This window comes from Bacillus multifaciens, from assembly GCF_030756675.1.
GTDB lineage: Bacteria > Bacillota > Bacilli > Bacillales > Bacillaceae_G > Bacillus_A > Bacillus_A multifaciens.
In genome coordinates, this window is sequence record NZ_JAVBXD010000002.1 from 1 (window position 1) to 26,188 (window position 26,188).

30 protein-coding genes and 1 pseudogene are annotated in these 26,188 nt (G+C 37.4%); 17 read left to right on the forward strand and 14 right to left on the reverse strand.

Annotated elements, in window-relative coordinates:
- Positions 1-124: 124 nt before the first annotated feature.
- Positions 125-556 (reverse strand): NUDIX hydrolase, encoded by a 432-nt coding sequence (locus Q9306_RS01700; protein ID WP_306194650.1) that lies wholly within the window; start codon positions 554-556, stop codon positions 125-127.
- Positions 557-680: 124 nt separating this feature from the next.
- Between Q9306_RS01700 and Q9306_RS01705 the strand changes: the two genes are divergently transcribed.
- Positions 681-1,508 (forward strand): EcsC family protein, encoded by an 828-nt coding sequence (locus tag Q9306_RS01705; RefSeq protein WP_306194652.1) that lies wholly within the window; start codon positions 681-683, stop codon positions 1,506-1,508.
- 27 nt (positions 1,509-1,535) lie between these two features.
- On the opposite strand, the gene Q9306_RS01710 is transcribed toward Q9306_RS01705, so the two are convergent.
- Complete coding sequence (locus Q9306_RS01710; protein ID WP_306194654.1) at positions 1,536-2,186, reverse strand: YitT family protein; 651 nt, start codon at positions 2,184-2,186, stop codon at positions 1,536-1,538.
- Between the two features lie 906 nt (positions 2,187-3,092).
- On the opposite strand from Q9306_RS01710, the gene Q9306_RS01715 reads away from it, so the two are divergent.
- Complete coding sequence (locus tag Q9306_RS01715) at positions 3,093-3,308, forward strand: aspartyl-phosphate phosphatase Spo0E family protein (protein WP_306194657.1); 216 nt, start codon at positions 3,093-3,095, stop codon at positions 3,306-3,308.
- A gap of 386 nt (positions 3,309-3,694) precedes the next feature.
- On the opposite strand, the gene Q9306_RS01720 is transcribed toward Q9306_RS01715, so the two are convergent.
- On the reverse strand, positions 3,695-4,012 hold the full coding sequence (locus Q9306_RS01720) for a radical SAM protein (protein WP_306194658.1): 318 nt from the start codon (positions 4,010-4,012) through the stop codon (positions 3,695-3,697).
- A 169-nt stretch (positions 4,013-4,181) separates the two neighbouring features.
- On the opposite strand from Q9306_RS01720, the gene Q9306_RS01725 reads away from it, so the two are divergent.
- Together Q9306_RS01725 and argH are read left to right on the forward strand one after the other, a co-directional pair.
- Positions 4,182-5,387 carry an argininosuccinate synthase gene (locus Q9306_RS01725; protein WP_306194660.1) on the forward strand — a complete coding sequence of 402 codons (1,206 nt, stop codon included), beginning with the start codon at positions 4,182-4,184 and terminating at the stop codon, positions 5,385-5,387.
- Positions 5,384-6,772, forward strand: coding sequence for an argininosuccinate lyase (gene argH / locus Q9306_RS01730; protein ID WP_306194662.1), 1,389 nt, complete (start codon positions 5,384-5,386; stop codon positions 6,770-6,772). Before Q9306_RS01725 ends, argH begins: the two co-directional genes overlap by 4 nt.
- A 25-nt stretch (positions 6,773-6,797) precedes the next feature.
- Here argH and Q9306_RS01735 read toward each other — a convergent pair whose 3' ends face one another.
- The 3 genes from Q9306_RS01735 to Q9306_RS01745 form a co-directional block, all read right to left on the reverse strand.
- A complete protein-coding gene (locus Q9306_RS01735; protein WP_306194665.1) occupies positions 6,798-7,415 on the reverse strand; it encodes a M48 family metalloprotease in 618 nt (205 codons plus the stop codon).
- Positions 7,416-7,509: 94 nt separating this feature from the next.
- Positions 7,510-7,689, reverse strand: coding sequence for a ProA domain protein (locus tag Q9306_RS01740; protein WP_098914351.1), 180 nt, complete (start codon positions 7,687-7,689; stop codon positions 7,510-7,512).
- Positions 7,690-7,805: 116 nt separating this feature from the next.
- Positions 7,806-8,264, reverse strand: a complete 459-nt coding sequence (locus Q9306_RS01745) for a universal stress protein (RefSeq protein ID WP_020060158.1) — start codon at positions 8,262-8,264, stop codon at positions 7,806-7,808.
- Between the two features lie 186 nt (positions 8,265-8,450).
- On the opposite strand from Q9306_RS01745, the gene Q9306_RS01750 reads away from it, so the two are divergent.
- Entirely contained in the window at positions 8,451-9,215 is a 765-nt protein-coding gene (locus Q9306_RS01750) for an SDR family oxidoreductase (protein WP_371932291.1), read from the forward strand.
- A gap of 303 nt (positions 9,216-9,518) precedes the next feature.
- Positions 9,519-10,652 carry an alanine dehydrogenase gene (ald, locus tag Q9306_RS01755; RefSeq protein WP_306194670.1) on the forward strand — a complete coding sequence of 378 codons (1,134 nt, stop codon included), beginning with the start codon at positions 9,519-9,521 and terminating at the stop codon, positions 10,650-10,652.
- A gap of 43 nt (positions 10,653-10,695) precedes the next feature.
- Here ald and Q9306_RS01760 read toward each other — a convergent pair whose 3' ends face one another.
- Both Q9306_RS01760 and Q9306_RS01765 read right to left on the reverse strand, forming a co-directional pair.
- Entirely contained in the window at positions 10,696-11,163 is a 468-nt protein-coding gene (locus Q9306_RS01760; protein ID WP_306194672.1) for a DUF4188 domain-containing protein, read from the reverse strand.
- A gap of 14 nt (positions 11,164-11,177) precedes the next feature.
- Positions 11,178-11,813, reverse strand: a complete 636-nt coding sequence (locus Q9306_RS01765) for a TetR/AcrR family transcriptional regulator (RefSeq protein WP_306194674.1) — start codon at positions 11,811-11,813, stop codon at positions 11,178-11,180.
- A gap of 176 nt (positions 11,814-11,989) precedes the next feature.
- On the opposite strand from Q9306_RS01765, the gene Q9306_RS01770 reads away from it, so the two are divergent.
- The 4 genes and pseudogenes from Q9306_RS01770 (at position 11,990) to Q9306_RS01785 (ending at position 13,583) form a co-directional block, all read left to right on the forward strand.
- Positions 11,990-12,346 (forward strand): cupin domain-containing protein, encoded by a 357-nt coding sequence (locus Q9306_RS01770; protein WP_306194676.1) that lies wholly within the window; start codon positions 11,990-11,992, stop codon positions 12,344-12,346.
- Positions 12,347-12,726: 380 nt separating this feature from the next.
- On the forward strand, positions 12,727-13,110 hold the full coding sequence (locus Q9306_RS01775) for a hypothetical protein (protein ID WP_306194678.1): 384 nt from the start codon (positions 12,727-12,729) through the stop codon (positions 13,108-13,110).
- Positions 13,111-13,138: 28 nt separating this feature from the next.
- Positions 13,139-13,348 (forward strand): annotated as a pseudogene (locus Q9306_RS01780) (DUF6176 family protein).
- A gap of 34 nt (positions 13,349-13,382) precedes the next feature.
- Positions 13,383-13,583 carry a hypothetical protein gene (locus Q9306_RS01785; protein WP_306194680.1) on the forward strand — a complete coding sequence of 67 codons (201 nt, stop codon included), beginning with the start codon at positions 13,383-13,385 and terminating at the stop codon, positions 13,581-13,583.
- Positions 13,584-13,607: 24 nt separating this feature from the next.
- Here the strand turns inward: Q9306_RS01785 and pepQ are convergent, their stop codons facing one another.
- Positions 13,608-14,705, reverse strand: a complete 1,098-nt coding sequence (gene pepQ / locus Q9306_RS01790) for a Xaa-Pro dipeptidase (RefSeq protein WP_306194682.1) — start codon at positions 14,703-14,705, stop codon at positions 13,608-13,610.
- A 147-nt stretch (positions 14,706-14,852) separates the two neighbouring features.
- On the opposite strand from pepQ, the gene Q9306_RS01795 reads away from it, so the two are divergent.
- On the forward strand, positions 14,853-15,536 hold the full coding sequence (locus Q9306_RS01795; RefSeq protein ID WP_306194684.1) for a metal-dependent hydrolase: 684 nt from the start codon (positions 14,853-14,855) through the stop codon (positions 15,534-15,536).
- Positions 15,537-15,575: 39 nt separating this feature from the next.
- Here the strand turns inward: Q9306_RS01795 and Q9306_RS01800 are convergent, their stop codons facing one another.
- On the reverse strand, positions 15,576-15,740 hold the full coding sequence (locus Q9306_RS01800; protein ID WP_306194686.1) for a hypothetical protein: 165 nt from the start codon (positions 15,738-15,740) through the stop codon (positions 15,576-15,578).
- A gap of 232 nt (positions 15,741-15,972) precedes the next feature.
- Here Q9306_RS01800 and Q9306_RS01805 point away from each other — a divergent pair, with 232 nt between their 5' ends.
- Both Q9306_RS01805 and Q9306_RS01810 read left to right on the forward strand, forming a co-directional pair.
- Complete coding sequence (locus Q9306_RS01805) at positions 15,973-17,286, forward strand: DRTGG domain-containing protein (protein ID WP_306194688.1); 1,314 nt, start codon at positions 15,973-15,975, stop codon at positions 17,284-17,286.
- A 91-nt stretch (positions 17,287-17,377) separates the two neighbouring features.
- Positions 17,378-17,614, forward strand: coding sequence for a DUF3949 domain-containing protein (locus tag Q9306_RS01810; RefSeq protein WP_306194689.1), 237 nt, complete (start codon positions 17,378-17,380; stop codon positions 17,612-17,614).
- A gap of 316 nt (positions 17,615-17,930) precedes the next feature.
- Here the strand turns inward: Q9306_RS01810 and Q9306_RS01815 are convergent, their stop codons facing one another.
- Together Q9306_RS01815 and Q9306_RS01820 are read right to left on the reverse strand one after the other, a co-directional pair.
- Positions 17,931-18,080 (reverse strand): hypothetical protein, encoded by a 150-nt coding sequence (locus Q9306_RS01815; RefSeq protein WP_306194691.1) that lies wholly within the window; start codon positions 18,078-18,080, stop codon positions 17,931-17,933.
- 14 nt (positions 18,081-18,094) lie between these two features.
- Positions 18,095-18,397 (reverse strand): YtpI family protein, encoded by a 303-nt coding sequence (locus Q9306_RS01820; RefSeq protein WP_306194693.1) that lies wholly within the window; start codon positions 18,395-18,397, stop codon positions 18,095-18,097.
- Between the two features lie 116 nt (positions 18,398-18,513).
- Here Q9306_RS01820 and Q9306_RS01825 point away from each other — a divergent pair, with 116 nt between their 5' ends.
- Positions 18,514-19,446 carry a DHH family phosphoesterase gene (locus Q9306_RS01825; RefSeq protein ID WP_306194695.1) on the forward strand — a complete coding sequence of 311 codons (933 nt, stop codon included), beginning with the start codon at positions 18,514-18,516 and terminating at the stop codon, positions 19,444-19,446.
- Positions 19,447-19,466: 20 nt separating this feature from the next.
- Here the strand turns inward: Q9306_RS01825 and ytrI are convergent, their stop codons facing one another.
- Together ytrI and ytrH are read right to left on the reverse strand one after the other, a co-directional pair.
- On the reverse strand, positions 19,467-19,967 hold the full coding sequence (gene ytrI, locus Q9306_RS01830; RefSeq protein ID WP_306194697.1) for a sporulation membrane protein YtrI: 501 nt from the start codon (positions 19,965-19,967) through the stop codon (positions 19,467-19,469).
- Positions 19,964-20,305 carry a sporulation membrane protein YtrH gene (ytrH, locus tag Q9306_RS01835; protein WP_306194699.1) on the reverse strand — a complete coding sequence of 114 codons (342 nt, stop codon included), beginning with the start codon at positions 20,303-20,305 and terminating at the stop codon, positions 19,964-19,966. The genes ytrI and ytrH overlap by 4 nt, the downstream gene beginning before the upstream one ends.
- Positions 20,306-20,768: 463 nt before the next feature.
- Here ytrH and dnaE point away from each other — a divergent pair, with 463 nt between their 5' ends.
- From dnaE to Q9306_RS01850, 3 genes are all read left to right on the forward strand, one after another.
- A complete protein-coding gene (gene dnaE, locus Q9306_RS01840) occupies positions 20,769-24,098 on the forward strand; it encodes a DNA polymerase III subunit alpha (protein ID WP_306194701.1) in 3,330 nt (1,109 codons plus the stop codon).
- A 91-nt stretch (positions 24,099-24,189) separates the two neighbouring features.
- On the forward strand, positions 24,190-25,446 hold the full coding sequence (gene ystJ, locus Q9306_RS01845; protein ID WP_306195154.1) for an NADP-dependent malic enzyme: 1,257 nt from the start codon (positions 24,190-24,192) through the stop codon (positions 25,444-25,446).
- 14 nt (positions 25,447-25,460) lie between these two features.
- Complete coding sequence (locus tag Q9306_RS01850; RefSeq protein WP_306194703.1) at positions 25,461-26,096, forward strand: FadR/GntR family transcriptional regulator; 636 nt, start codon at positions 25,461-25,463, stop codon at positions 26,094-26,096.
- Positions 26,097-26,188 lie beyond the last annotated feature (92 nt).

Below are 26,188 nucleotides of genomic sequence, written 5' to 3' on the forward strand. Positions count from 1 at the left end.
TCGCTCCTTTGCATCTTTTTTATCAGTGTTGACAGATAAAAAGATGTTCAGACACAAAAACAGGCTGTGGAGAAGGCTTTCTCCACAGCCTGAAAAAGACGGGATGATTCCCGTCTTTTTTCTGTTATTTTTTTGAAAGTAGTTCGGTTAATCCGTTTGGGTATAATGTTTTTTCACCTTGTAAAAATGTTTCAGTCGGGACCCATACACCATAAGAGATGTTATCTCCTTCTGTTATTGTGAATCGATTCTGTTTATAAAGTTCTTTGTTTGAAAAGTGGGCAGAATATAATTGGACTAGTTCATGACCAATTGTATTGCCTGTTTGAAAGATGTTTTCTAGACAGCCTAAGTATGTATCAATTTTTACAGTGACGCCAAGTTCTTCTTCAAATTCTCGGATAACAGTTTGCGCCCCGTATTCCCCAAGTTCAATTGTTCCTCCAAGTGGTCGATAATAATATCCCTCACCAGTTTCATGTTCTCCATTGTATTCTTCAACGAGGATGCAATCATTGTGTTTAATAATGCCTAATGCTTTTGCACGCGGATACATAACATGCCTCCCTTTTCATTACGACTTATTTAAAAATAACATATTTTTCAGAAAAAAACAGGGCGTACGGCCTCTCGCAGCAAATATATTACAATGTAGAAAAATAATTCAAGGGGATGTTTGTATGCTGTCAAAGGGCGAGGAACGAATTTTACATGAGCTAAAAAGCTGGGAGCAGCAACTGGTGCAACACGAATCAACGGATTTTCAGCAAATGTTTGATAAATGGTTAAATCGTACATTTTCGAAGTTGTCAGAGAAGAAACGAAATGAATTTTTTTCAAAAGCAGATGGATGGCTCTTTCATTTACATGCGTTCATGCAAAGCTCGCAGTCTCAGCTTGATGCACGTGGGCGCATTTTAGGAGCGGCACGTGTGTTTAATGATTCCATTGAACATATTGAAGAAATGAGAGAACTCTCCATTTATCAATTAACATACATAGCAGAACAACAAACAGCTCGTCATCGTTTATATTCTTTCGTGCAAGGAGGAGTAACAGGCATTGGCGGCTTTTTATTATTAAGTGCAGATTTTCCTGTATTGATTGCTTTAAATGTGAAAGCTGTGCAGCTTATCGCCACATCATTTGGCCATGATGTGAATAAACCGTATGAAATGATGTTAGCGTTAAAAGTGTTTCATGCGGCTATATTGCCAGCGCATTTGCAGCAGTATGCTTGGTACAATTTACAGCAAGAGTTAAAGCAAGAAGAATCAGCTCCATTCTTTTATGAGGGAGAAGAGGAAGTATTAAATCCAGCGTCTGTCCAAGTACTGCTAAAACAAATTTTGAAAACGTTCATTATTTATTCACTGCGCCGTAAGTTGTTTCAAGGTGTGCCAGTTCTTGGAATTGCGGTTGGATCGGCGGCGAATTACCGGTTAACGCGGAGCGTGACAGAATTTGCGAATCGATTTTATCAAATGCGTTATTTACGCCAAAAATAAAAAGCGAAAGGCAGCTGCCTTTCGCTTCTAATTTGTTGCATGTTGTTTTGGTAACGGAATTGCCACTGTTTTCTTTTCCTTTGCTGGATAATAAATTAAATCTAGTACTTTTGCCTGAACAGCAAAGGAAAGAATCGTAAAGGCAATCTGAGTCCATGTTAAATAGTATAGTGAAAGTGCAATGACAATTACGTCAAAAGCGAAGAAAATTTGCCCAACTGTAAAGCGTGTTTTTTTACTCAATACAATTGTTAAAATTTCATCTCCGCCTGTTGCACCGCCGAATCGTAAAATAAAACCAAGTCCAACCCCAGCTAAAGCTCCGCCTATTACTGCAGCTACAAATAAATAATTAGATAAATCAACCGTAAACGGAGAATAATTTTCCATTAAAGAATAAAACACTCCGAATGAAATTGAACCGATAAATGAATAGCCGACCATTTTTTTACCTAAAAATGTAGCGCATAGTAAAATGACTGGAATATCCATTAAAACCGTTGAAATGGACGGTGAAATATCAAAAAAGTTTTGTAGAAACAGCGCCATTCCGACAAAGCCACCTTCAGTTAAGTGGTTTTGAAAATGAATGTGATATAGCACGGTAGCTAAAATAAATGAACCAAGTAAAACCATAAAAATTTCTTTAATAATTTGTCGACTTTGGATGTTCTCCATCGTTATTCCTTCTCTCCGTAGTTAGTAGTTTTCTACTGTTCATAAATTAACTACGCCTATATAGCAGCAGTTAGTTTACGTACGTCTAACTCCGCTATATATCACTGAAGAAATAACGAATAATCCTCTCGTCCATCAATTCTCCCTACTTTCGTTTTAGTTTAGGCCTAAATTAGACTAAACAAAACTTAGAGTAGGATTTTTTATTTAGCAATCCTATTCTCTTCTAGGTTTTGTTTAGTAAGTGTCAAACAACCTAAACAAAACGCTACGTATAAGAAGAGTCTTTTCGCTGCCAAATTATCCTTCGGGCAATCATAATTTCCCCACTTTCGTATTTTTTTCGCTAGACAAAGTATCTAGGCAAAAAAATACGCTACGTGTAAGATTCGTCTTTTCGATGCCACATGCTCCTTCGAGCGATCATGATATCTAAATCCTTTCTGTAAAAGATTTTATACTATTATATCATACTTTTGAAAAATGTATGTTGTTGGAAACTGCAAATGGGCAAAGAAAAACCTACATACTTCGTAAATATGAGAGGATAAGGTGTAATAAACTAATATTTGCTGTCGAAGTTTTTTGTGATGAAAAATGAAATTTTGTGCACTGTAACAATTTAAATCCATTTTGATTTTTCGACATATAGATTGCTGCTATGCAGAAAAAAAGGAGCTTCCACTCGCTTTCTCCCTTTGTTTAAACTTCGCATGTGGCAGAAAAAGGCCCTGACCGTTTCTATGCATGGTCAGATGCTCTCGCCAACTTAAAAAAAGATGGTTTTATGTCGTTTTTTAAAGTGAATTTATATAGAAATTTACTTTAATTAATTACATAATATTCATTTTAAAATGAATATTTCCTATAATTCGAGTCATATAAGGGATGACTGGAGAGATTCGTATGAAAATAATAGGTATACAAGCAAGCATAGAGAAAAAAAGAGAGGAACTAACTATTCTTGTAAGAATGTACGGATTTAATCATGAAAAGGTAGTTGTATGCAGCCAAGAATTAGATGATTTAGTCTATCGTTTGATGGAAAGAGCTACTTACCAAGAAAGTATGCATTCTATTTCTGTAAAGAAAAATACGAATGACAATATACATTCACCTTAGCTGGAAACAACATCATTATAATATTTCATACACTTTTTTATTTAAGTGCATCGTATTTGAAGAAGCTTTCTTTTTTTATTTAACTATCTTTGAAAGCGTTTGCGGAGAATGTAGTAGAAAAAAGAAGTCCGTAATAGTTTGATTGGTGGGAAATGTGTCTAGAGAAGTGTTAAAAATTTAAAAACAATGAAGTAATAAGATTATATAAATCTGCCAGCAGAAACGAATTAAGCAATTATGAAGAACGTGTATGAAAACAGGAAATCATTCTTTGCCTCCATAGATCCTTCTACTTTTACTGGCAGACCTTACATTCCAAAGTATATTAAAATCTCCTATGAAAGAAATTGTATTTCAGAATAAAGTGTGTAAACTCCCAATAAGTATTATTGATGCGCCTTCCCTTCAGAAACATTTTGCGTGAGGCGATACCAAAGCCAAAGGTCGTTAATGATGGAGGCGAGATCAGCAATTTCTGTATTCAATTTACAGGAAAGCTCAAAATTTTCTTCGTTATTTAATTTATGTTGTTTCGTATTAATGATCTGTTCAAGCTCTTGAATTCGGTCAGGTATTTTTCCGCGAATTTGTTCCCACTTTAATAAAATAGCATGCTGCACAGCGGTAGGAATCTCTTCCCATTCTTCTTGTAAATCAGGTGTTTCAATGCCTAGATGCTTATTATATGTGAAATATTGTTTCATGCATCTTCCCTCCATTTTCTGTTTCTATTGTATCGAAAAAGGGAATGAACTTCGATGGAATTGTTTAAAAAATATTTGCAAATATCCCTTGCGCCATTTTTAAAAAGATGATAAATTATGAATTAATATTAATAAAAATGAATAAATATTCTTTTCGGGGGGATGTAAAATGGAGAACAAGAAAGTGGTATTAGCATATTCCGGAGGCCTTGATACTTCCGTTGCGATTAAGTGGTTACAAGAAAAAGGATACGATGTGATTGCACTTTGTTTAGATTTAGGGGAAGGAAAAGATTTAGAATTTGTGAAAGAAAAAGCATTATCTGTTGGAGCGATTAAATCATATATGATTGACGTGCAAGAAGAGTTTGCGAATGAATATGCATTGAAAGCACTGCAAGCTCATACGTTATACGAAGGGAAATATCCACTTGTATCTGCATTGTCTCGTCCGTTAATTGCGAAGAAGTTGGTAGAAATCGCGAAGACGGAAGGAGCAAGTGCAGTTGCGCATGGATGTACTGGAAAAGGAAACGACCAAGTGCGTTTTGAAGTTTCGATTCAAGCGTTAAATCCGTATTTAGAAGTAATTGCACCAGTGCGTGAATGGAAATGGTCACGTGAAGAGGAAATTGCGTATGCAAAAGAAAACGATGTGCCAATTCCGATTAACTTAGACAGCCCGTTCTCCATTGATCAAAACTTATGGGGACGAAGCAATGAATGCGGGATTTTAGAAGACCCATGGGCAGCGCCGCCAGAAGAAGCATATGAAATGACGGCAGCACTGGAGAATACACCAAACACACCTGAGTTTGTAGAAATTGGGTTTGAAGCAGGAGTGCCAACGACATTAGATGGTGTATCGTATTCTTTGGCGGAGTTAATTAAAACGTTAAATTCTCTTGCTGGTAAGCATGGGGTTGGCCGCATTGATCACGTAGAAAATCGTCTTGTCGGTATTAAGTCACGTGAAGTGTATGAATGCCCAGCAGCAATGACGTTACTTACTGCACATAAAGAATTAGAAGATTTAACGCTTGTAAAAGAAGTAGCGCACTTCAAACCGATGATTGAACAAAAATTAACAGAGCTCATTTATAACGGTTTATGGTTCTCGCCTTTAAAAGATGCCCTTGCTGCCTTTTTACAAGAAACGCAAAAACATGTGACAGGTACAGTACGTGTCAAACTATTTAAAGGACATGCAATTGTAGAAGGACGTAAATCGGATTATTCTCTATACGATGAAAAATTAGCAACATATACAGTAGAAGATGAATTTAATCACGATGCAGCAATTGGATTTATTTCATTATTTGGTTTACCAACAAAAGTATATAGTCAAGTGAGTCAAAAGAAGGTGGAGGCATGAGTAAACTTTGGGGCGGTCGCTTTACAGAGCAGGCTGAACAGTGGGTCGAGGAGTTTGGAGCTTCCATCTCCTTTGACCAGCAATTAGCAATAGAAGATATAGAAGGAAGTATCGCGCATGTGACGATGCTTGTGAAATGCGGCATCGTGACAACGGAAGAAGGAGAAAAAATTAAAAATGGCCTTCAGCATTTACTGGAAAAGGCGAAGAAGCAGGAACTTGCGTTTTCTGTTGAAGCAGAAGATATTCATTTGAACATTGAAAAAATGTTAATTCAGCATATTGGTGAAGTTGGCGGTAAGCTGCATACAGGAAGAAGCCGTAATGATCAAGTAGCAACCGACATGCATTTGTATTTGCGAAATGAAGTGCAGCTTATTATCGAGGCAGTGAAGCAAGTGCAGACTGTACTTACAGTGCAAGCAGAAAAACATATTGAAACAATTATGCCAGGATATACGCATTTACAGCGTGCACAGCCAATTTCTTTTGCGCATCATCTTCTTGCGTATTTTTGGATGTTAGAACGTGATGCGAATCGTTTTACAGATTCACTAGGGCGTATTAATATTTCTCCGCTCGGAGCCGGGGCACTTGCTGGGACAACATTCCCGATTGATCGTGAATATAGTGCACAGCTGCTCGGATTTGATGGAATATATGAGAATAGTTTAGACGCAGTAAGCGACCGTGATTTCATTCTTGAATTTTTAAGTAATGCTTCTATATTAATGATGCATTTATCGCGTTTTTGTGAAGAATTGATTTTATGGAGCAGCCAGGAATTTCAGTTTATTGAAATGAGCGATCGTTATGCAACAGGCAGTAGCATTATGCCGCAAAAGAAAAATCCGGATATGGCAGAGCTCATTCGCGGGAAAACAGGAAGGGTATACGGCAACTTGTTTAGTTTATTAACAGTTATGAAAGGATTGCCTCTTGCTTACAATAAAGATTTGCAAGAAGATAAAGAAGGCATGTTTGATACAGTCCGTACAGTAAAAGGCTGTTTACATGTAATGGCCGGTATGCTTGAGACGATGACAGTGAAAAAAGATAATATGGCGAAAGCTGTTACGCAAGACTTTTCAAATGCGACCGAAATCGCAGATTATTTAGCGAGTAAAGGATTACCATTTCGTCAGGCGCATGAAATTGTAGGAAAGCTTGTCCTTCTTTGCATTAATAAAGGTGTATATTTACTTGATCTACCGTTAACAACTTATCAAGAGATGAGTCCATTATTTGAGGAGGATTTATACGAAGTCCTTTCGCCGTATGCTGCAGTAAAAAGAAGAAATAGTGCAGGTGGTACAGGATTCGAACAAATTGGGCAAGCACTTCAAAAAGCGAAAGAGCGAGTAGAACCCCCCGTGAACATATAATATTTCACGGGGGTTTTTATGATTGTTACATATATTTAATTAATGTACTTTCTAATGCTTTCATTCTTTGCAGAGATGTTGTTTGCCGTTTACGGGTTGTGGCAGTTCCAAACATAATATTTTTAGAATCTAGACTATGTGTTCGATAAGAGTTTGTATCAGGATTTTTTCCTTGTAGTTTTCGATGAGCGTAGAATAAAATATGTCCGAGTTCATGCGCAAGTGTATTTTCTAATGCAGATTTTGTGAGAATAATATGATTAAACCGGCTTTGTGTCATAAGGGAAGGGAATGATCGTCCTGTTGTATTACTTGAGAGGTGTCTTGCGTTTGTATAAAAGATTGAAATGCTGCTTGGGTTTGGAAAGAGGTATTTTCTTTCATTAAATAAGTGCTTTATGTTTTTACTTTGTTTTTTTCGAAATGAAGTATCATTCGTTCGAACTGAAAAATCTTTCAGCGTTGTGATGTTAGTAATAACAAATTGTATATTCCATATTTTTGTTGCTAACTCAACTTGCTGCTTAATTTGTTTTTCTGTTACATTACAGCCGGGAAGAGTAAAGATACATAAGTTTATAAAGGGAGTAGTGCGTTTGCTTTTGACTGAAGTTTCGCTGTTTTGTTCCTTTTCGTTATTCAAAAATAATCACACCTTTATGCTTGGACATATATATAGTGTATGCATAAAGGAAAAGGTTGCTTGTATATTCTAAGCAACCTAGCGTCTATATTTTTCAGTCGTATTTGTGTTTTCCTTCTGTAATGCGAATATATTCGATGTCCATTAAGTCGCGAAAAAGGGCGCCATGACTTAATTCTACACCGTGTTTTTCTTTAAAGTGAGCACAAATTGTTTCTACCATGTCGATTTCTTGGCCATTTAGGTCAAGGATAATACGCTCAGAACTTTCCATGTTATTTCCCCCATTCTTTTTTTCTTATCATAACCGCAGAAGACAAATTTATTTCAAATGAATGAAAAAAACACCAAGCCATTACATAGAGGCTTGGTGCTGATTTATTATAGTTATTAAATTTCGCCTTGTTCTTCTTCGCCGCGAACAACAAGGACATCGCATTTCGCATAGCGAATAATATGTTCAGAAACGCTACCGATTAAGAAACGTTCTACTGCATTTAAACCAGTTGCACCGCAAATAATTAAATCAACTTTGTTTTTTGGTGCAATATCTTTTGAGATTTTTGATTTTGGATTACCGAATTCTAATACAGTTTCTACTTTTGTAAGTCCTGCATCTAGTGCAACCTTTTTGTAGTCTTCTAACAAATCTTCAGCAAATAAATTTGCGCGCTCTGCGATTGCACGGCTATATGCTTCTACTGCAGAATAAGCCTTGACGTCAACGATATGAGCGATTGTTAATGTAGCATCGTTACGTTTTGCAACTTGAATTGCTTTTTTAAATGCTTTTTCAGCTTCCTTAGAACCATCAACTGCGATTAAAATATTTGTATATGTAGTATTCATGAACGATTCCTCCCCGATTTATAAGCGTTATAACTCTTTACATCTTTATTATAAAGTAAATTATGGAAAAGTGTTTGACAGAAACGTTACAGAATTTCGAAAACTCTGTTTCAAACATATTAGTTGTAATTGTATAAAGAAGTTGTTACATATGAAGTATAGCAAGAAAAAAGGAGGCTTATGTTTGTGAGACATGCGCTCATTACAGCCGGTACAAAAGGTTTAGGGAAGAAAGTAACAGAGAGTTTATTACATAAAGGATACTCGGTAACAGTGACATATCGCAGCGATGTACAAGCGATGGAAACATTAAAGCAGCAATATAAAAATCTTGCGCATCGCATGCAATTTGTGCAAGCGGATGTAACGAAACAAGAAGATTTACATACAGTAGTAACAAAAGCGATGGAACGTTTTGGCCGTATTGACTTTCTTATTAATAATGCAGGTCCTTACGTATTCGAGCGTAAAAAGTTAGTTGAATATAAAGATGATGAATGGAATGAAATGATTCATGGTAATTTAACGGCCGTATTTCACTTGCTAAAGCTTGTTATTCCGATTATGCGCCAGCAAAAATTTGGTCGTATTGTGAATTATGGATTTCAAGGAGCAGATAGTGCGCCGGGATGGGTATATCGCTCTGCTTTTGCAGCTGCAAAAGTCGGACTAGTTTCGCTCACGAAAACAATTGCTTATGAAGAAGCTGAATATGGAATTACATCAAATATGATATGTCCCGGTGATATTATTGGTGATATGAAAGAAGCGACAATTGCGACGGCACGTACACTACCTGATTCTCGTACACCGATTGGGCGTTCTGGTACAGGGGAAGATATCGCTCGTACAATTTCTTTTTTATGTGAGGAAGATTCAGATATGATTACGGGGACCGTTATAGAAGTAACAGGAGCAGTTGATGTCATTCATCGCTATCGTCAAAATTAGACAAATTTTATCGGACAACTTGTATTCTTTTTGTCAAAAAATGAAGATGTATGATAAAATATAAAGGTATAGAAAGCGTTTTCTAAGAGTATAGATGCTATAAAATTAGTCAGGGGTAATTTTTATCTCGCTTTAACGGGCAGTAAGTAATACTCCCACTTCAAAATTCAGCAAAGGCAAAGAAGTTAGGTGGGAGATAAACTGCCCGTAAAAGCCCGATTGGTTCAACTAATAATCAATGGGGGATGAAGAACCCCCCCATTGATTAAAGTTTCACTTTATCATTTCAAGGGGGAATTTCCAATGCGTATCGGTGTACCAACAGAAATTAAAAACAACGAAAATCGTGTAGCAATGACGCCAGCGGGTGTTGTTCATTTAGTTCACAATGGTCATGAAGTTTTTGTTCAAAAAGGTGCTGGTTTAGGATCTGGATTTACAAATGAAGCGTATGTTGAAGCAGGCGCAACAATTGTAGAAACAGCACAAGAAGCTTGGAATCAAGAGATGGTTATGAAAGTAAAAGAGCCAATTCCAAGTGAATACGGCTATTTCCGCGAAGGTTTAATTTTATTCACATACTTACACTTAGCTCCAGAACCAGAATTAACAAAAGCATTAATTGACAACAAAGTAGTTGGTATCGCTTATGAAACAGTTCAATTAGACAACCATTCTTTACCATTACTTGCACCTATGAGCGAAGTAGCAGGCCGCATGTCTGCGCAAATTGGTGCGCAGTTCCTTGAAAAAAATAAAGGCGGTAAAGGTATTTTACTTGCTGGCGTTCCGGGAGTAAAACGCGGCAAAGTAACAATTATCGGCGGTGGTCAAGCTGGTACGAACGCAGCGAAAATTGCTGTTGGTCTAGGCGCGGATGTAACAATCATTGACTTAAGCCCAGATCGTCTTCGTCAATTAGATGATATCTTCGGCAACCAAGTAACAACATTAATGTCTAACCCATATAACATTGCAGAAGCTGTAAAAGAATCTGACCTTGTGATCGGTGCCGTATTAATTCCAGGTGCAAAAGCGCCAAAACTTGTAACAGAAGAAATGATTCAATCTATGGAACCAGGTTCTGTTGTAGTTGACATCGCAATTGACCAAGGTGGTATTTTTGAAACAACTGACCGCATTACAACACATGACAACCCAACTTACGAAAAACATGGCGTTGTTCATTACGCAGTTGCAAATATGCCAGGTGCGGTTCCACGTACATCAACAATTGCGTTAACAAACGTAACAGTACCATACGCAGTACAAATCGCAAACAAAGGTTATAAAAAAGCTTGCTTAGATAACACTGCCTTATTAAAAGGTATTAATACATTAGATGGCTACGTAACATTTGAAGCAGTTGCAGAAGCGCATGATTTACAATATGCAGATGCAAAAGAGCTTCTTGAAAAAGCACCCGCTTTATCATAAGAAAGACTGTAAAGCGACTATCGGCTGATAGTCGCTTTTATTATTATTTCATACGTGCTCGAGCCGTTTCGTTTTTCTTATTTACAGGAACCAATTCCCCTGCCTTAGCTAATCCAAAACGCGGCATGTTTACATATACACTTTCATATTGGCCTTTCTCAATCACATATGTTTCATGAAAAATACCAACTGTTTTCGTTTTTGAGGCTTTTAGATTGAAACTTTTCCATGCCTCTACATGTAAGGAGGCATGACGTGCATAATGTTCAAGGGCTTCAAAGGACTTCCAATATTGAATTTGTAAGATGGTGCGGCCGTTGAAGAAAGACTCTGTACCGAGAAAACCTAGTTCTTTATTTTCATATAACTCTTTCAGCATTCCACCCATTGCTCGGGCTATTGGTAACCACTTCGAAACAGCAAACAGTTTATTAATGCGCATACCAATTACAAATACTACAAAGGAATCGGCCATCTGCGCGGTATAACGTCCATGCATTACAGGTTTCATCATTCATCCCTCTTTTATTTTGGATTTAATATACGTAAATGAAGGTCGTACATGTCCATTACATGTTGGGTTTGAAAGACATGAGATGTTAAATAGGCGCCGTAAAAAATAGAGTGTAATAGTTTTGCAATCTGTGAAGTGTCCATCTTAAGCGTAATTTCACCTGCGGCTTTTCCTTCTTCTACGCAGTTTGCAAATACTTCATTCAAATTTGGAATGAGCTTTCGTACTTGTTCTTCTTTTTCGGGATATAATAGGTGAATTTCTGCATCGGTTAAATGAGGCAGACAAGGATGCATTTTTTCTTCAGCGAGGAAAGCAATTAAGCTCAGCATCAGTCCAGGTTTTTCTTTTGCATACTTTGAAACTGCTTCAAAAATATGGCGAAGTGCAGCCATTCCTTTTTTGTTTGTTTCTTGTAGTTCCAACATACGATCTGTTAACCATAACCTCATAAAATAAATAAGAATGTCTTCTTTTCGAGAGAACATTTTAAAAAATGTTACCTTCGAAATTTCTACTTGGTCGCATAATTCTTCTACGTATACTTCTCGAAAGGATTTCTCTCCGATGATGTCTAATGCCGTGTGAAATAGCTTGATTTTTGTTCGGGCTTTTTTGATTTCTCGTAGTGGAATTTTCTCGTTCATACTCTACTCCTTGTTCTTAAAAAATTAACTCGTATTAATAAATTAACACGAGTTAATTTTTAGGTCAATTCATTAGTTTGATTTTTCGGAATTTTTTTCGCTAAACTAGAAGAAGATTTGATATGATGAAATTAGAAGAAATTGTAATATATCATTTGGATAATGGAGTGATAAATATGAAGAATGAACTGACAAAAGAAATGAATCTAGAAAAAATTAATTTATTAGAGATTACAAAACATATCACAGACAATCATAAAAATTTCGTTGTTTCCAATGTAAATAATCACTGTTTACGCATTGCTGTTTTTACAGGAGAATATGACTGGCACTTCCATTCAAATTCTGATGAACTATTTATAGTATTAGAAGGAGAGCTCTTGATTGATTTTCAAGACCGCGAAACGATTACTTTGAAGCCAAATGATACGTTGCGAATTCCAGCGGGAACGATTCACCGGACAAGAGCATTAAAACGTACTGTAAACCTTTGTTTTGAAGATTTAGAGGCTGATACAGTTATCGTGGAATAAATCTCAACCTCCGGATAATTGATATGCAATGAAGTGATTGAAAAATATAAATACTAATTTAGAGAAAATTTTAGGGGAATTGTTAATCGAGGAAGAAAATTACGTGGTATAATATGGATTTAGCGCTACTAATTTCAATATATATAAATACGATTTGAAAAACTAACATAAAAACCACTTTTTTTAGATGGGCGAGGGCGGCTGGTCATACTTGGAGCGGTCAGGGCCCTTTTCTGCCACAGGCAATGTTAAAACAAAACGAGCAAACGAGTGCAGGTAACTTTTTGTTTTACATAACAGCAACTTTGATGTTGAAAAATTAAAATAGATCTATATATAATTCATAATTAAGGATGACACATAAAATGAGGGAAAAAAGAATGGGTAGGACGTTTTTTAGATTTGCATTTACTGCTGCATGTACAGCTATGTTAAGTGCGTGTGGAAATGATGGAATAGACGGGACATGGGAACTGTCTCAAGAGAAACAAAATCAATGTCCGGTATACTATAAATTTGAAACGGTTACAAAAAAGGAAAAGAAAAAGGATATTATTTATCATTTGGTAGAGATGTATACAAATGACCAGAAAAAAGAAGATAAATATAAAGGGGCATATAAACAAGAGAATAAAGGAGGTTCATATATTCTTGATTACGGAGATTCCTTCATCTCAAAACAGCAAATGAAAAGAGATGGGAATGATTTAGAAGTGATTTTTAGCGATGTAAATAAACGATGTACATATAAGAAAAGTGCATAAAAAAGGCGAGGGAACGAATGAAAGTTGAGTGGATGAGCTACTTAATGGGTCTCATATGAAGGAAGTTTTGTTGACATGAAACGACGGAAAAATGTACGTAGAGACAATTTTCCGGGAAATACGTGACGGAGAAGAATACTTATATTGATACTCCGTTCAAGGGGAAGTGGAGCCTTCTGTTGATATGAGGACAGAAGTTGTAATGATTCTGGATAATGTCCGAGCTACTATGAAATAAGAGAGTAGAATGTATTTTTTATAAAGGAGTTACCATGAAAGGAATATACGTAATTATTTATATAATCATATTCTTAATTGGAGTATCTTGCTATGTAGAGCGGTACTATGAAGGAGCCATAAGTGAGTTTATAAGCGGATTTTGTATGTCGGTAGCGATTGGTATACATGTCATATCAATCATTCTCGTACTACTTCAATTAAAAATTAGGGAAAGAAAAGAAGGTACTTTTTAAGGTACCTTCTTTTTTGCACGATAATTATTTCACAAACTGCAACTCTTTCGGGAACTTCGTTAAAATTTCTACGCCATCTTTTGTAATGTAAACATCATCTTCAATACGAACGCCGCCTACGTTTGGTACGTAAATACCTGGTTCGATTGTGAAGACCATTCCTTCACGCAATGGAGAGTTGTTACCTTCTTTTACGTCTGGAAATTCGTGAACACTAATGCCAAGTCCATGACCAAGGCGGTGTGGGAAGAAGTCACCGAAGCCAGCATCTGCGATTACAGAACGAGCAGCACGGTCGATTTCACTAAATGTTGCGCCTGGTTTACATGATTCAACAGCGTTTAATTGACCTTTCAATACAGTTTCATAAATGTGCTTTTGTTCGTCGGAAATTTCGCCAAATGCAACTGTACGTGTAATATCAGAGCAATAGCCGTCAATAATGACACCTAGGTCAAATAGAACGAAATCACCGCGTTGCATTTTATTTGCACCAGGAACGCCGTGTGGAAGTGCAGAGTTTGCACCAGTTAGTACCATTGTGTCAAAGGACATTTTATGTATGCCTTTTTTCTTTAATTCATGCTCGATTGTTGCAAGCACTTCAAGTTCAGTGCGATTCTCTTGAATGGCATTTACCCCAATTTCAACTGCATAATCAGCCATCGCAGCAGCTTCGCGTAAAATCGCAAGCTCTTTTTCGTCTTTAATTAAGCGAAGTTCGCGTACTTTTTCTTCAGCAGATCTGAACGTTGCTTTTGGGAATAATTGTGATAAGAGCTCGTAACGTTCGACATTTAAATGTTCTTTTTCAATTGCTACTGCACCTGCATCAATGCCGCGTGCTTCAATTGCTTTTGCGATCATATCCCATGGGTTGTCTGTATCTGTATACCCAATAATTTCATGAGTCCAACCAGCGCCTCTCGCATGGCCCTCTTCCATTTTTGGGCAAATTAACATCGGTTCTTTTTCTTGGAATACAAATAGGCCAAGTAGTCTTTCATGCGGTTCACAGTGGAAATTTGTCATATAGAAGACGCTCGGTGTAGAAGTTAAGAATGCAGCTTCTGTATTTTGTTCTTGCAGCCATTGCATTAATTTTTCTAATCTAGTATTCATAGATTCGCACCTCCGAAATTTTCATTACATGTATAACTTTACATCGAGTGAAAGTATTCTGACAAGCGAATCGATGTTTGAAAAGACAGGAAATTGTGAAATCGTGTAGAATAAGAGGAGGAATATAAACAAAGGAGGAGTAAATAAATGAAAGTATCGTATCACGGTCATTCCTTTGTAAAGATTGAAACAAATGGAAAGATTATTTTAATTGATCCATTTCTTACCGGCAATCCGAAAACAGATTTAAAAGTTGAAGATGTAACAGTAGATGCGATTATCCTATCTCATGGTCATGGTGATCATGTTGGAGATACAGTTGAACTAGCGAAGAAACATAATGCAGTTGTCATTGCGCCGTTTGAACTTGCGACATTTTTAGGTTGGAAAGGTGTTCAAACACATCCAATGCATATCGGTGGTTCTCATACATTTGATTTTGGAACAGTGAAGTTTACACAGGCATTTCATGGTTCTAGCTATGTGGATGAAGAGAATCAAACCATTACATATACAGGAATGCCAGCTGGAATTATATTTACGGCAGAAGGGAAAACAATTTATCATGCCGGAGATACAGCGTTGTTTTCTGATATGAAATTAATTGGCTCTCGTCATGCGATTGATGTGGCATTTTTACCAATTGGAGATAACTTTACTATGGGACCAGAAGATGCCGCGCTCGCAGCTGAATGGATCGGGGCAAAAGTTGTTGTGCCGATGCACTATAATACATTCCCAGTGATCGAACAAGATCCGCATCAATTTGCCGAGAAACTAACGAGCGGTGTAGGAAAAGTATTAGAACCTGGGGAAGGCATTGAATTGTAAAAAAGGAAACCTTCATTTTGCACAGCAAAGTGAAGGTTTTTAAATGTGAGAAGGGTATAATGTAAATGTTGTGTTTGTTATATCATTGTTATATTGTGATGTATCTGTTTCTATTTCTGCTGTTTCGTTTAATGCTAGCGCTACTTTCTTTCCGTCCACAAACGCTAACAATACCGCACCGATGATGTTTAAAATTTTTTTCATATCATATCGCTCCTTTTCTCTTATTTCTTGTTTTCATTGTACGATAAGGAAATGAAACGAACCATCGAATGAAGTGACAAGGAAATTACATTATTGTAAGAAACTTGTATAGATTTGTTATAAAAAAAATAGTACAGATATAGAAACATGAAGTGTAACAGTTTTGGAAATATAGTATACTAAAAATACAACACATGAAGAATTTAGGGAAAAGAAAGTATGGTGAAATTAGTTGGCTACGAAACACAACCAAATTTTGGAGTATATCAACAGTTTGCCAATTGGGCATAAAATTTCTGTGCGCCAAATTGCAAAAGAGTTGAGCGTGAGTGAGGGAACGGCGTATCGTGCAATTAAAGATGCGGAAAATAAAGGATATGTAAGTACAATTGAACGGGTTGGGACAATTCGCATTGAACAAAAAAAGAAAGAAAATATTGAAAAGCTAACATTTGCGGAAGTTGTTAACATTGTTGATGGTCAAGTACTTGGCGGAAGAGAAGGTTTACATAAAACGTTAAATAAATTTGTAATTGGGGCAATGAAACTAGAAGCGATGATGCGCTATACAGAAGCCGGAAATTTACTTATTATCGGAAACCGTACACAAGCACATCAATTAGCACTTGAAGAGGGTGCAGCTGTACTTATTACAGGTGGATTCGATACGGAAGAACATGTGAAGAAATTAGCAGATGAGTTAAAGCTCCCGATTATTTCGAGCAGCTATGATACATTTACAGTAGCCACGCTTATTAACCGTGCTATTTATGATCAGCTTATAAAAAAAGAAATTGTTCTTGTTGAAGATATTTTAACACCAATTGAAGAGACGATATGTTTACAGCCGAATGATACAGCCGAAAGATGGCATAAGTATAATGAAGAAACGATGCATGGCCGTTATCCGATTGTAGATGAAACAAATAAAGTGCTGGGCATTGTAACGTCTAAAGATATGATTGGTGTAGCAAAAGATACACCAATTGAAAAAGTAATGACAAAACAGCCGATTACTGTAAATGGAAAAATGTCTGTTGCAGCAGCGGCACGTATGATGGTGTGGGAAGGGATTGAACTTCTTCCTGTTGTTGACGATAGCAATACATTGCAAGGGATTATTAGTCGTCAAGATGTGCTCCAAGCACTGCAAATGATTCAGCGTCAGCCGCAAGTAGGGGAAACGATTGATGATATTGTAACAAATCAATTTGTGAATCAGAAAGAAGCAAAACAAGATCACGCCTATCATTTTTCTGTTACTCCGCAAATGACAAATTCGATTGGAACTTTGTCGTACGGCGTATTTACAACAATTGTGACAGAAGCGACCAATCGTGTCCTGCGCGCGCTGAAAAAAGGTGACATAATTGTTGAAAACTTAACGATTTACTTTGTAAAACCGGTTCAAATTGACAACATTGTATCCGTCCATCCGAAAGTATTAGAAATTGGCCGGAAATTTGGTAAGGTTGAAGTAGAAGTACATCATGAAAGTAGTGTTGTTGGAAAAGCATTACTGATGGTTCAGTTGATTGATCGTTAAGTGGGGAAAGCTGCCAGTAAGAGCGGCTTTTCTTGTATAAATAAATATCTGAATTTTCTGTTGTGTGTTATAATGGAAGAAAAAGGGATTGATGTGTATGTTATTTGCTAGTATTGCACTTTGTTACTTTCTCATTATGATTCCAATTCAATACTCCTATATATCTGGTTTGAAAGAACGAATGAAAAGAACAGGCCTTACGCAAAATGAGTTATATGAAAAGATGTCATTTGAAGAAGAACAGGCGCATTTCAATTTACAAGGAAACTTGTTTAACTTACCGTCGGCTCTTGTTGCGAGTTATATATATAAATTGCGTCATCGGTAATATAAAAAGAAGAAGGAGCTGACTCAAAAGACACATAAGTGCCTTTTGAGTCAGTCCTTCTTTCCGTTATCGACCGTTCTTTGCAATATATCGGCGCTTTTCACGATATATCGACCGCTCCTTAGAATATATCGGCGCTTCGACACGATATAAAGACCATTCGGTGATATTCGACATACAAGTAGTCGATCCGCTGAGCTGAATCATACCGAAAAGTGAAAGGAGTTGACTAAAAAATGGACTTTTTAGTCAACTCCTTTTTTATTGAATAGTAATGCCAAACTCACGCAAAGTAAGAACGTGAAAAGTTTGCATATCAATGGACGTTTTCGTTTTGGATAATGCTCATATTTTCAAATGGTATATGCTTCGCAAATTGAGATTGTAACGTACAAATATCTTCAAAAGTTACATCTTGTTTTTCATATTGAATCCGGTTGAAAAAATCGTTTAGAAAGGTGTTCATTTCCTCTCACCTCATTATTTTTGTAACTGCTCAGCTTCCTCAATCGCAAGCGGTAAGAAATGTTTATATTGGCGAATGCCGTTGTAGATGCTAGCGCCCCCAACGATTACAAATAAAACGCCAACGATAATACGCGCCGTTGAAATTTCTAGGAAAAATTGATTTACGCCAAATAAGGCAACAAATAACCCGAGTGCAATGGCTGATTTTCCTGCAAGCCATCCTTTCTCCATAGAACGGTTTGTACGAAAATATTTTGTTTTGTAGAAGAGATACAACATAAATGTAACGATAATACAAAAGACTAATACTGGCATGACCTCAATCCCCCATCTATTAGCATGTTATTTCTTTATTGTAATTCAATTCTGTCCCTGTATGAAGTGTTTTGAGCTATAATAGGAATAAATTGGCCGAAAGGGAGATGTTACATATGCATGAGAAAATTTTAGGAGCAATTAAGCAATTTGATACAATTATTATCCATCGCCACGTTCGTCCAGATCCAGATGCATTAGGTTCGCAGTGTGGCCTTGGTACGATGCTGCAAGAGTCGTTTCCAGAGAAGAAGATTTATATGGTAGGATACAACGAACCGTCTTTAGCGTACTTACGCGTAATGGATGAAATTGATGATGCTACGTATGAAGAGGCACTTGTCATTGTTTGTGATACAGCAAACCAAGAGCGTGTTTGCGATCAGCGTTATACAAAAGGAAAGCAGTTAATTAAAATTGACCATCATCCGAATGAAGATCCGTACGGTGATATTGTTTGGGTAGATACAACATCTAGTTCTACAAGTGAACTGATTTATGAATTTTACTTATATGGTAAGGATAAAGGGTTAACGTTATCAAAAGAAGCGGCACGTCTTATTTTAGCTGGTATCGTTGGTGATACAGGACGTTTCTTATTCCCAAGCACATCTGCTAAAACACTTCGTTATGCATCTGAGCTTGTGGGAATGGGCGTTGAATTCCCAGCATTATATGATGAAATGTATAAAACGAATGAGCGTATTGCACGCTTAAATGGTCATATCTTACAAAACTTTACGATGACTGAAGAAGGCGCAGCATACGTTAAGTTAACAAAAGAAGTATTAAAGCAATTTGATGTGCTTCCGAATCAGGCTTCAGGCGTTGTTGGAGCGCTTGGAAATATTGAAGGATTAAAAGCGTGGGTGTTATTCTTAGAGGAAGAAGATGTGATTCGTGTTCGCCTTCGTTCAAAAGGACCAGTTATTAATACGTTAGCAATGCGATATAACGGCGGCGGGCATCCGATGGCGTCCGGAGCAAAAGCTTTTTCTTGGGAAGAAGCGGACCGTATTTTTGCAGACTTACGTGAATTATGTAAATAAGAAGAAAGGTAGAGGGAGCTCTACCTTTCTTGTTTTATTTTGACGCTAATTTCCAGTATGGTATCAAATGAAACAGTTTCGATTTCAAATCGATAGACACGGTCGTAATATTTATATACTTTATTCTCAATAACCTTCTTTAGTAGTTCTTTATTGTTTGCGACGCTTTGAATGTTTTGGGTAAGCAAGTGGCGGAGATCATCGCGAATAGAAGTTTGTAATGTTTCCACTGTTAGCGTGTCTAAATTGTATTTTTCGTTATTTACAATCTCAATTTCAATTTCTTGAATGGTTAACAATTTTTTGTTTTTTTCATTTTCTTTTTTTTGATCTTCAATCAGTACGTGTAAATCATCTGTTAGTTTTTTAATTATCGTTTGTTGTTTTTCGAGTGTTTTTGTTTGCTCTTCTTGAAATACGCCATATATGTACAAAAAAATAATCCAGCTCAAAATCCCGCCCACAGCAGCACCGCCTAAAAAGAGTTTCCATCTATTAGAGACAGAGCTGGGGACTTTCATATGTGCTCCTGTGTAATCCATTTAATAATTGTAAGACCCGTTTGCATACCGCCTGTAGCGAAGAAAATAAGGAGAATTTGTTTCACAATATCTTTTGTATCTCCTCCAAAAAAGCTGCGTTCAAAGCTATAAAATGTATCGAAAGTTCCGCCAATGGCAGCGACGAGAGCCCAAATTCGCAAGTTCTCTGCAAATTGTGTAATCATTGTGAGCGGTGGTTTTCCTACTAAAAAAGCACCGATTCCGCCAATTAATGATCCGCCAATCATAACACCAAGAGCGATAAAATAACTTGTAATGAGAAGAGAGAAAAAGCTTTGGTTCACTTCCATCATCATTCTCCTTTCTTTTCATCCCGCTATTCGCGGGCAGTAATACTCCCACCTCAAAATTCAGCGAAAGCAATGTCCAGTTCCAGTGGCTAGAATGTTCGGTGGCTTCGCTTCGTCCTACGAGGTAAAAAACACCTCTGCGTCAGAAGCTCCATCCCCCTCCCATTCTGGACGAGCCACTTCCACATTTCTTTGTTGTCCAGTTCCAGTGGCTAGAATGTTCGGTGGCTTCGGTTCTTCCTACGAGGTAAAAAGCACCTCTACGTCAGAAGCTCCATCCCCTTCACATTCTGGACGAGCCACTTCTGCTTTTCTTAAGAAGTTAGGTGGGAGATAAACTGCCCGTAAAAGCCCGATTGGTGAGGGCTGATTAAAGTTTCACTGTATGTATATGGACAAAGAAGGGGAAGTATGTTTTGATTTCACGTATAATAGGAAGTAGTCAAATAGGTAAAGAGAGGGTATAAAAGTGAAGTTTGTGCATTTACAATGTCAAACCGTTTATAGTTTATTGAAAAGTGCTTGTAAAATAGATGAGCTTGTTCATCAAGCGAAAGAACTTGGATTTTCAGCATTAGCAATTACAGATGAAAATACGATGTATGGTGTGATACCGTTTTATAAAGCTTGTAAAAAAGCGGGGATTCAGCCGATTATCGGTTTAACAGCTTCCATATGGAATGAAGAAGAGGAGCAGTCTTATCCGCTTGTTTTACTGGCTGAAAATGAAACTGGGTATCGGAATTTACTTAAAATTTCTAGCAGCATTATGACAAAGTCAAAAGAGGGTATTCCAAAGAAATGGCTTACGCGTTATGCAGGGGGATTAATTGCGATTTCTCCAGGAAAAGATGGGGAAATTGAAAAGCTTTTATTGCAAGGAAAATATGAGGCTGCTGCGGAAGTAGCAAATATGTATAAAAATATATTTGCCAGCTTTTATATAAGTGTGCAGCACCATGCCGTTCAAGAGGAAGTGTTGCTTCAAGAAGAGCTTCTACCATTTGCGCAGCAACTTGAGATTCCGCTTGTAGCAACAAATGATATTCGTTATGTAAAACAAAATGATGCAATTGTGCAGGAGTGTTTATTATCTGTTCATAATGGGACAAAAATGACTGATTCGGACAGACCACGCCTGCAGACTGATCAATACTATATGAAATCAGCATCTGAAATGGAGGCGTTATTTGCCTCAATGCCAGAAGCGATTCAAAACACATTACGTATTGCGGAGTGCTGCCGTGTAGAAATACTGTTTCATACAAATCAATTGCCGAAGTTTCCAGTACCAACAAATGAATCATCTGATCAATTTTTACGCCGCCTTTGTGAAGAAGGATTGAATACGCGTTATGAAACTGTGACCGATGTGCATAAAGTGCGTTTAAATCATGAGCTACATACCATTTCTCGGATGGGATTTAGTGATTATTTTCTTATCGTATGGGACTTTATGAAATACGCTCACGAGCAGCGTATTTTAACAGGGCCAGGCCGTGGTTCGGCAGCTGGGTCACTTGTATCTTACGTGCTGGAAATTACAGACATCGACCCGATTCAATACAATTTACTATTTGAACGTTTCTTAAATCCAGAGCGCGTTACACTTCCTGATATCGATATTGATTTTCCAGATATTCGCCGCGATGAAATGATTCGTTATGTGAAAAATAAGTACGGAGAACTGCGCGTGGCTCAAATTGTAACGTTTGGAACACTTGCAGCAAAAGCGGCAATTCGTGATATTGCAAGAGTAATGGGACTGCCGCCAAATGAAATTGATATTTTTTCAAAACATATTCCGTCTAAAGTTGGGATTACATTGGAAGAAGCTTACGCAGAATCGCCATCATTACAAAGTTATCTACAAAGTAACCTAATTTTTCAAAGGGTATTTGATATTGCAAAGCGTGTAGAAGGATTGCCGCGTCATACGTCTATTCATGCCGCCGGAGTGATTATGAGTGAAGAGCCGCTTACAAATAGTGTTGCCATTCAATCAGGCCACGATGATGTATACGTCACGCAATATCCAGCAGAAGTATTAGAAGAACTTGGTCTGTTAAAAATGGATTTTCTTGGTCTGCGTAATTTAACATTGCTTGAAAATATTCGCATGTTTATTGCGAAGACAACAGGGACAAGTTTAGATATACGGAAATTGCCTCTTCAAGATGCAAATACATTTGCACTCCTTGGACGAGGGGATACGACAGGAATTTTTCAACTCGAATCAAGTGGAATGCGGAATGTTCTGCGTTCGCTAAAACCGAATGAGTTTGAAGATATTGTTGCGGTTAACGCATTATATCGCCCAGGACCGATGGAGCAAATACCAGTTTTTATTGATTCGAAACATGGGAAACGTGCCATTCATTATTTACATCCTGATTTGAAACCAATTTTAGAAAATACGTATGGTGTTATCGTTTATCAAGAGCAAATTATGCAAATTGCCTCTCGTTTAGCGGGATTTTCTCTTGGTGAGGCTGACTTATTACGCCGCGCCGTAAGTAAGAAAAATCGTGATATTTTAGATGAAGAGCGCGCGCACTTTGTGAAAGGGTGCTTGCAAAATGGATATGATGAAGAGACTGCCCAGCAAATTTATGATTTAATTGTTCGGTTTGCCAATTATGGATTTAACCGAAGTCATGCAGTTGCTTATAGTATGATTGGATATCAGCTCGCTTATTTAAAAGCAAATTATCCGCTTCAGTTTATGACAGCGTTATTATCAAGCGCAATTGGAAATGAAGAGAAGATTGTACAATATGTCAGGGAAACGAAGCGGAAAGGGTTCCACGTTTTACCGCCGTCTCTTCATAAGAGCAGTTATGAGTTCCAAGTGGAAGGAAATGCAATTCGGTATAGTTTACTTGCAATTCGTAATGTAGGGATGGCGACGGTAAATGCTGTAATTGAAGAAAGAAATAAAAAACCATTTCAAGATTTATTTGAGTTTTGTTTGCGCATGCCGGCAAAATTTGTGACAGATCGCAATTTAGATACGATGATTTGGGCCGGTTGTTTTGATGATTTTAACGTTTCGCGTCCCGCCTTATTTAACAGTATTAAAGGTGCGTTAGAATACGCGAGTTTAGCAAAGGAAATTGGTGAGGAGCTTGTGCCGAAGTCAGAGTATGCCGGGGAGGCAGAGCTAACTTTTATAGAGCAGTTAAATAAGGAAAAAGAAACACTAGGGTTTTATTTAACAAGTTATCCAACTGCACAGTACACAAAGCTTGTTAAGGAATTGGAAATCCCAACACTTGCAGGGGCGATGAAGCAGCAAAGAAAAGTACAGCGGGTCATTGTATATTTGACAAATATAAAAGTAATTCGGACGAAAAAATTACAAAAGATGGCGTTTATCACGTTCTGTGATCAAAATCATGAAATGGAAGGGGTTGTATTTCCTGAAACGTATATCCATTTTGCGGAGCGATTACAAGAAGGAGAAATTGTTTTAATAGAAGGAACAATTGAAAAGCGAAACAATAAGCTCCAATGGATTGTAAATGGTTTGTATCCGTTAGAGGAGATGGATACTTACGAGGAAATGAAAGATGCTTCTATTTACGTGAAAATACCATCACAGTATGAAAAAAGGCTGTTAAGCAATGTCACCAAAATATTGTTTAACTATTCAGGTTTTGCGAAAGTACTAATTTATTATGAAAAAGAGCATAAGATGGTACAATTATCTCGTAACTTATCCATTCATCCAAGTGAAGAATGTTTACAAGCGCTTTATGAGATAGTCGGCAAGGAAAATGTCGTTGTAAAAATATAATGGACAATTTCCTATCATTTCGATTATAGTAGTAATAGCATTTGTGGTCAGACCACTTTGGAGAATGAATAATGTAATGCAGCAAGAAAATATGAGGAGAGTGGATCATTTGTCAACACTACGTGAGGAAGCACTTCACATGCATAGAGTGCATCAAGGAAAACTAGAAACAGTATCAAAAGTAAAGGTAGAAAATGCAAAAGATTTAAGTCTTGCGTATTCTCCAGGGGTTGCAGAACCATGTAAAGTTATTTATGACGATAAGAGCAAGGTATACGAATATACAATGAAGGGCAATATGGTAGCAGTTGTAACAGATGGAACGGCTGTATTAGGTCTTGGAAATATTGGACCGGAAGCATCACTTCCTGTTATGGAGGGTAAAGCTGTATTATTCAAGAGCTTTGCTGGTGTAGATGCATTTCCAATTGCGTTAAATACAAATGATGTAGATAAAATTGTTGAAACTGTAAAATTAATGGAGCCAACTTTTGGCGGCGTAAACTTAGAAGATATTGCAGCACCAAACTGCTTTATTATTGAAGAGCGTTTGAAAAAAGAAACAAACATTCCTGTATTCCACGATGACCAGCACGGAACAGCAATTGTAACAGTAGCGGGTCTTGTGAATGCATTAAAGCTAGTTGGAAAGAAAATGTCTGATATTAAAGTTGTTGCAAACGGTGCTGGCGCAGCGGGTATTGCAATTATTAAGCTTTTATATCGCTACGGTGTACGCGACATTGTTATGTGCGATACGAAAGGTGCGATTTTTGAAGGACGCCCTGTCGGTATGAATCCTGTGAAAAATGAAGTAGCAAAATACACGAATAAAAATCGTGTAGAAGGTTCATTAGCAGAAGTGATTCAAGGTGCAGATGTGTTCATCGGTGTATCTGCAGAAGGTGCATTAACAGAAGAAATGGTTCGTTCTATGAACAATGATGCAATTATCTTTGCGATGGCGAATCCAAATCCAGAAATTATGCCAGACATGGCAAAAGCAGCTGGAGCGGCAGTTGTAGGTACGGGGCGTTCGGATTTCCCAAACCAAGTAAACAACGTGTTAGCTTTCCCTGGTATTTTCCGCGGTGCTCTTGATGTACATGCAACGCAAATTAATGAAGAAATGAAAGTGGCAGCAGTACAAGCTATTGCTGAACTTGTATCAGAAGAAGAGTTAAATGCTAATTATATTATTCCAGCTCCATTCGATGCACGCGTAGCACCGCAAGTAGCAGCGTATGTTGCAAAGGCTGCGATGGAAACAGGTGTTGCTCGCCGTCAAGTTGATCCGCAGGAAATAGCTGAAAGAACGAGAAATCTAGCGATTATCGGCAAAGAATAAGCGAGGAATGTTCATTGACATCATCACAAACAAAAGTATATCTAGAAATAGTGAAAAAAATCCGTTTGATCATACAAGAGGACGGACTGAAGGCGGGCGACCGCCTTCCATCTGAACGTGAGCTAAGTGCACGTTTAAATGTCGGACGCTCATCTGTTCGTGAAGCGCTCAGATCATTAGAACTAGTAGGTCTAATTGAAACACGGCGCGGTGAAGGGACGTTCATTCGAAACTTTTATGAAAACGGCCTGGTTCAATTAATTGCACCGTTCGTATTGCAAGATGAAAAGACACGGCGGGATTTGTTACAAATGAAAGAATTGCTTGAGAAAGACGCGATTCGTGTCTTATGTCAAACACAGGAAGAAAACAGCTTAAAGGCACTTCGTAACATTTTTTCTGATGAACAATCATCTATCGCAGTATTTCATCAAACTTTTCTAAAAACGCTTGTAGAACAAGTTGATAATTATTTAATGTATCGTGTTTGGATGATTGTACGTGACTACGCTTCGACGCTTTCTTGTGATGTTCATTTAAACGCGCGAGAGTTACATGAAAAGCTATATATAGCATTACAGAATAAACAAGAACTAACAGCATTAGAGTTGTACGATGCAATAATGGGAAATATACAGTTTCATTTGTGAGTTTATCTTGCTTATACATGTATGAATAGGCAAGGTAAATGTTTACTTTATACAAAATTTGTCGAAATAACCATGACACGTTCTGACACAAA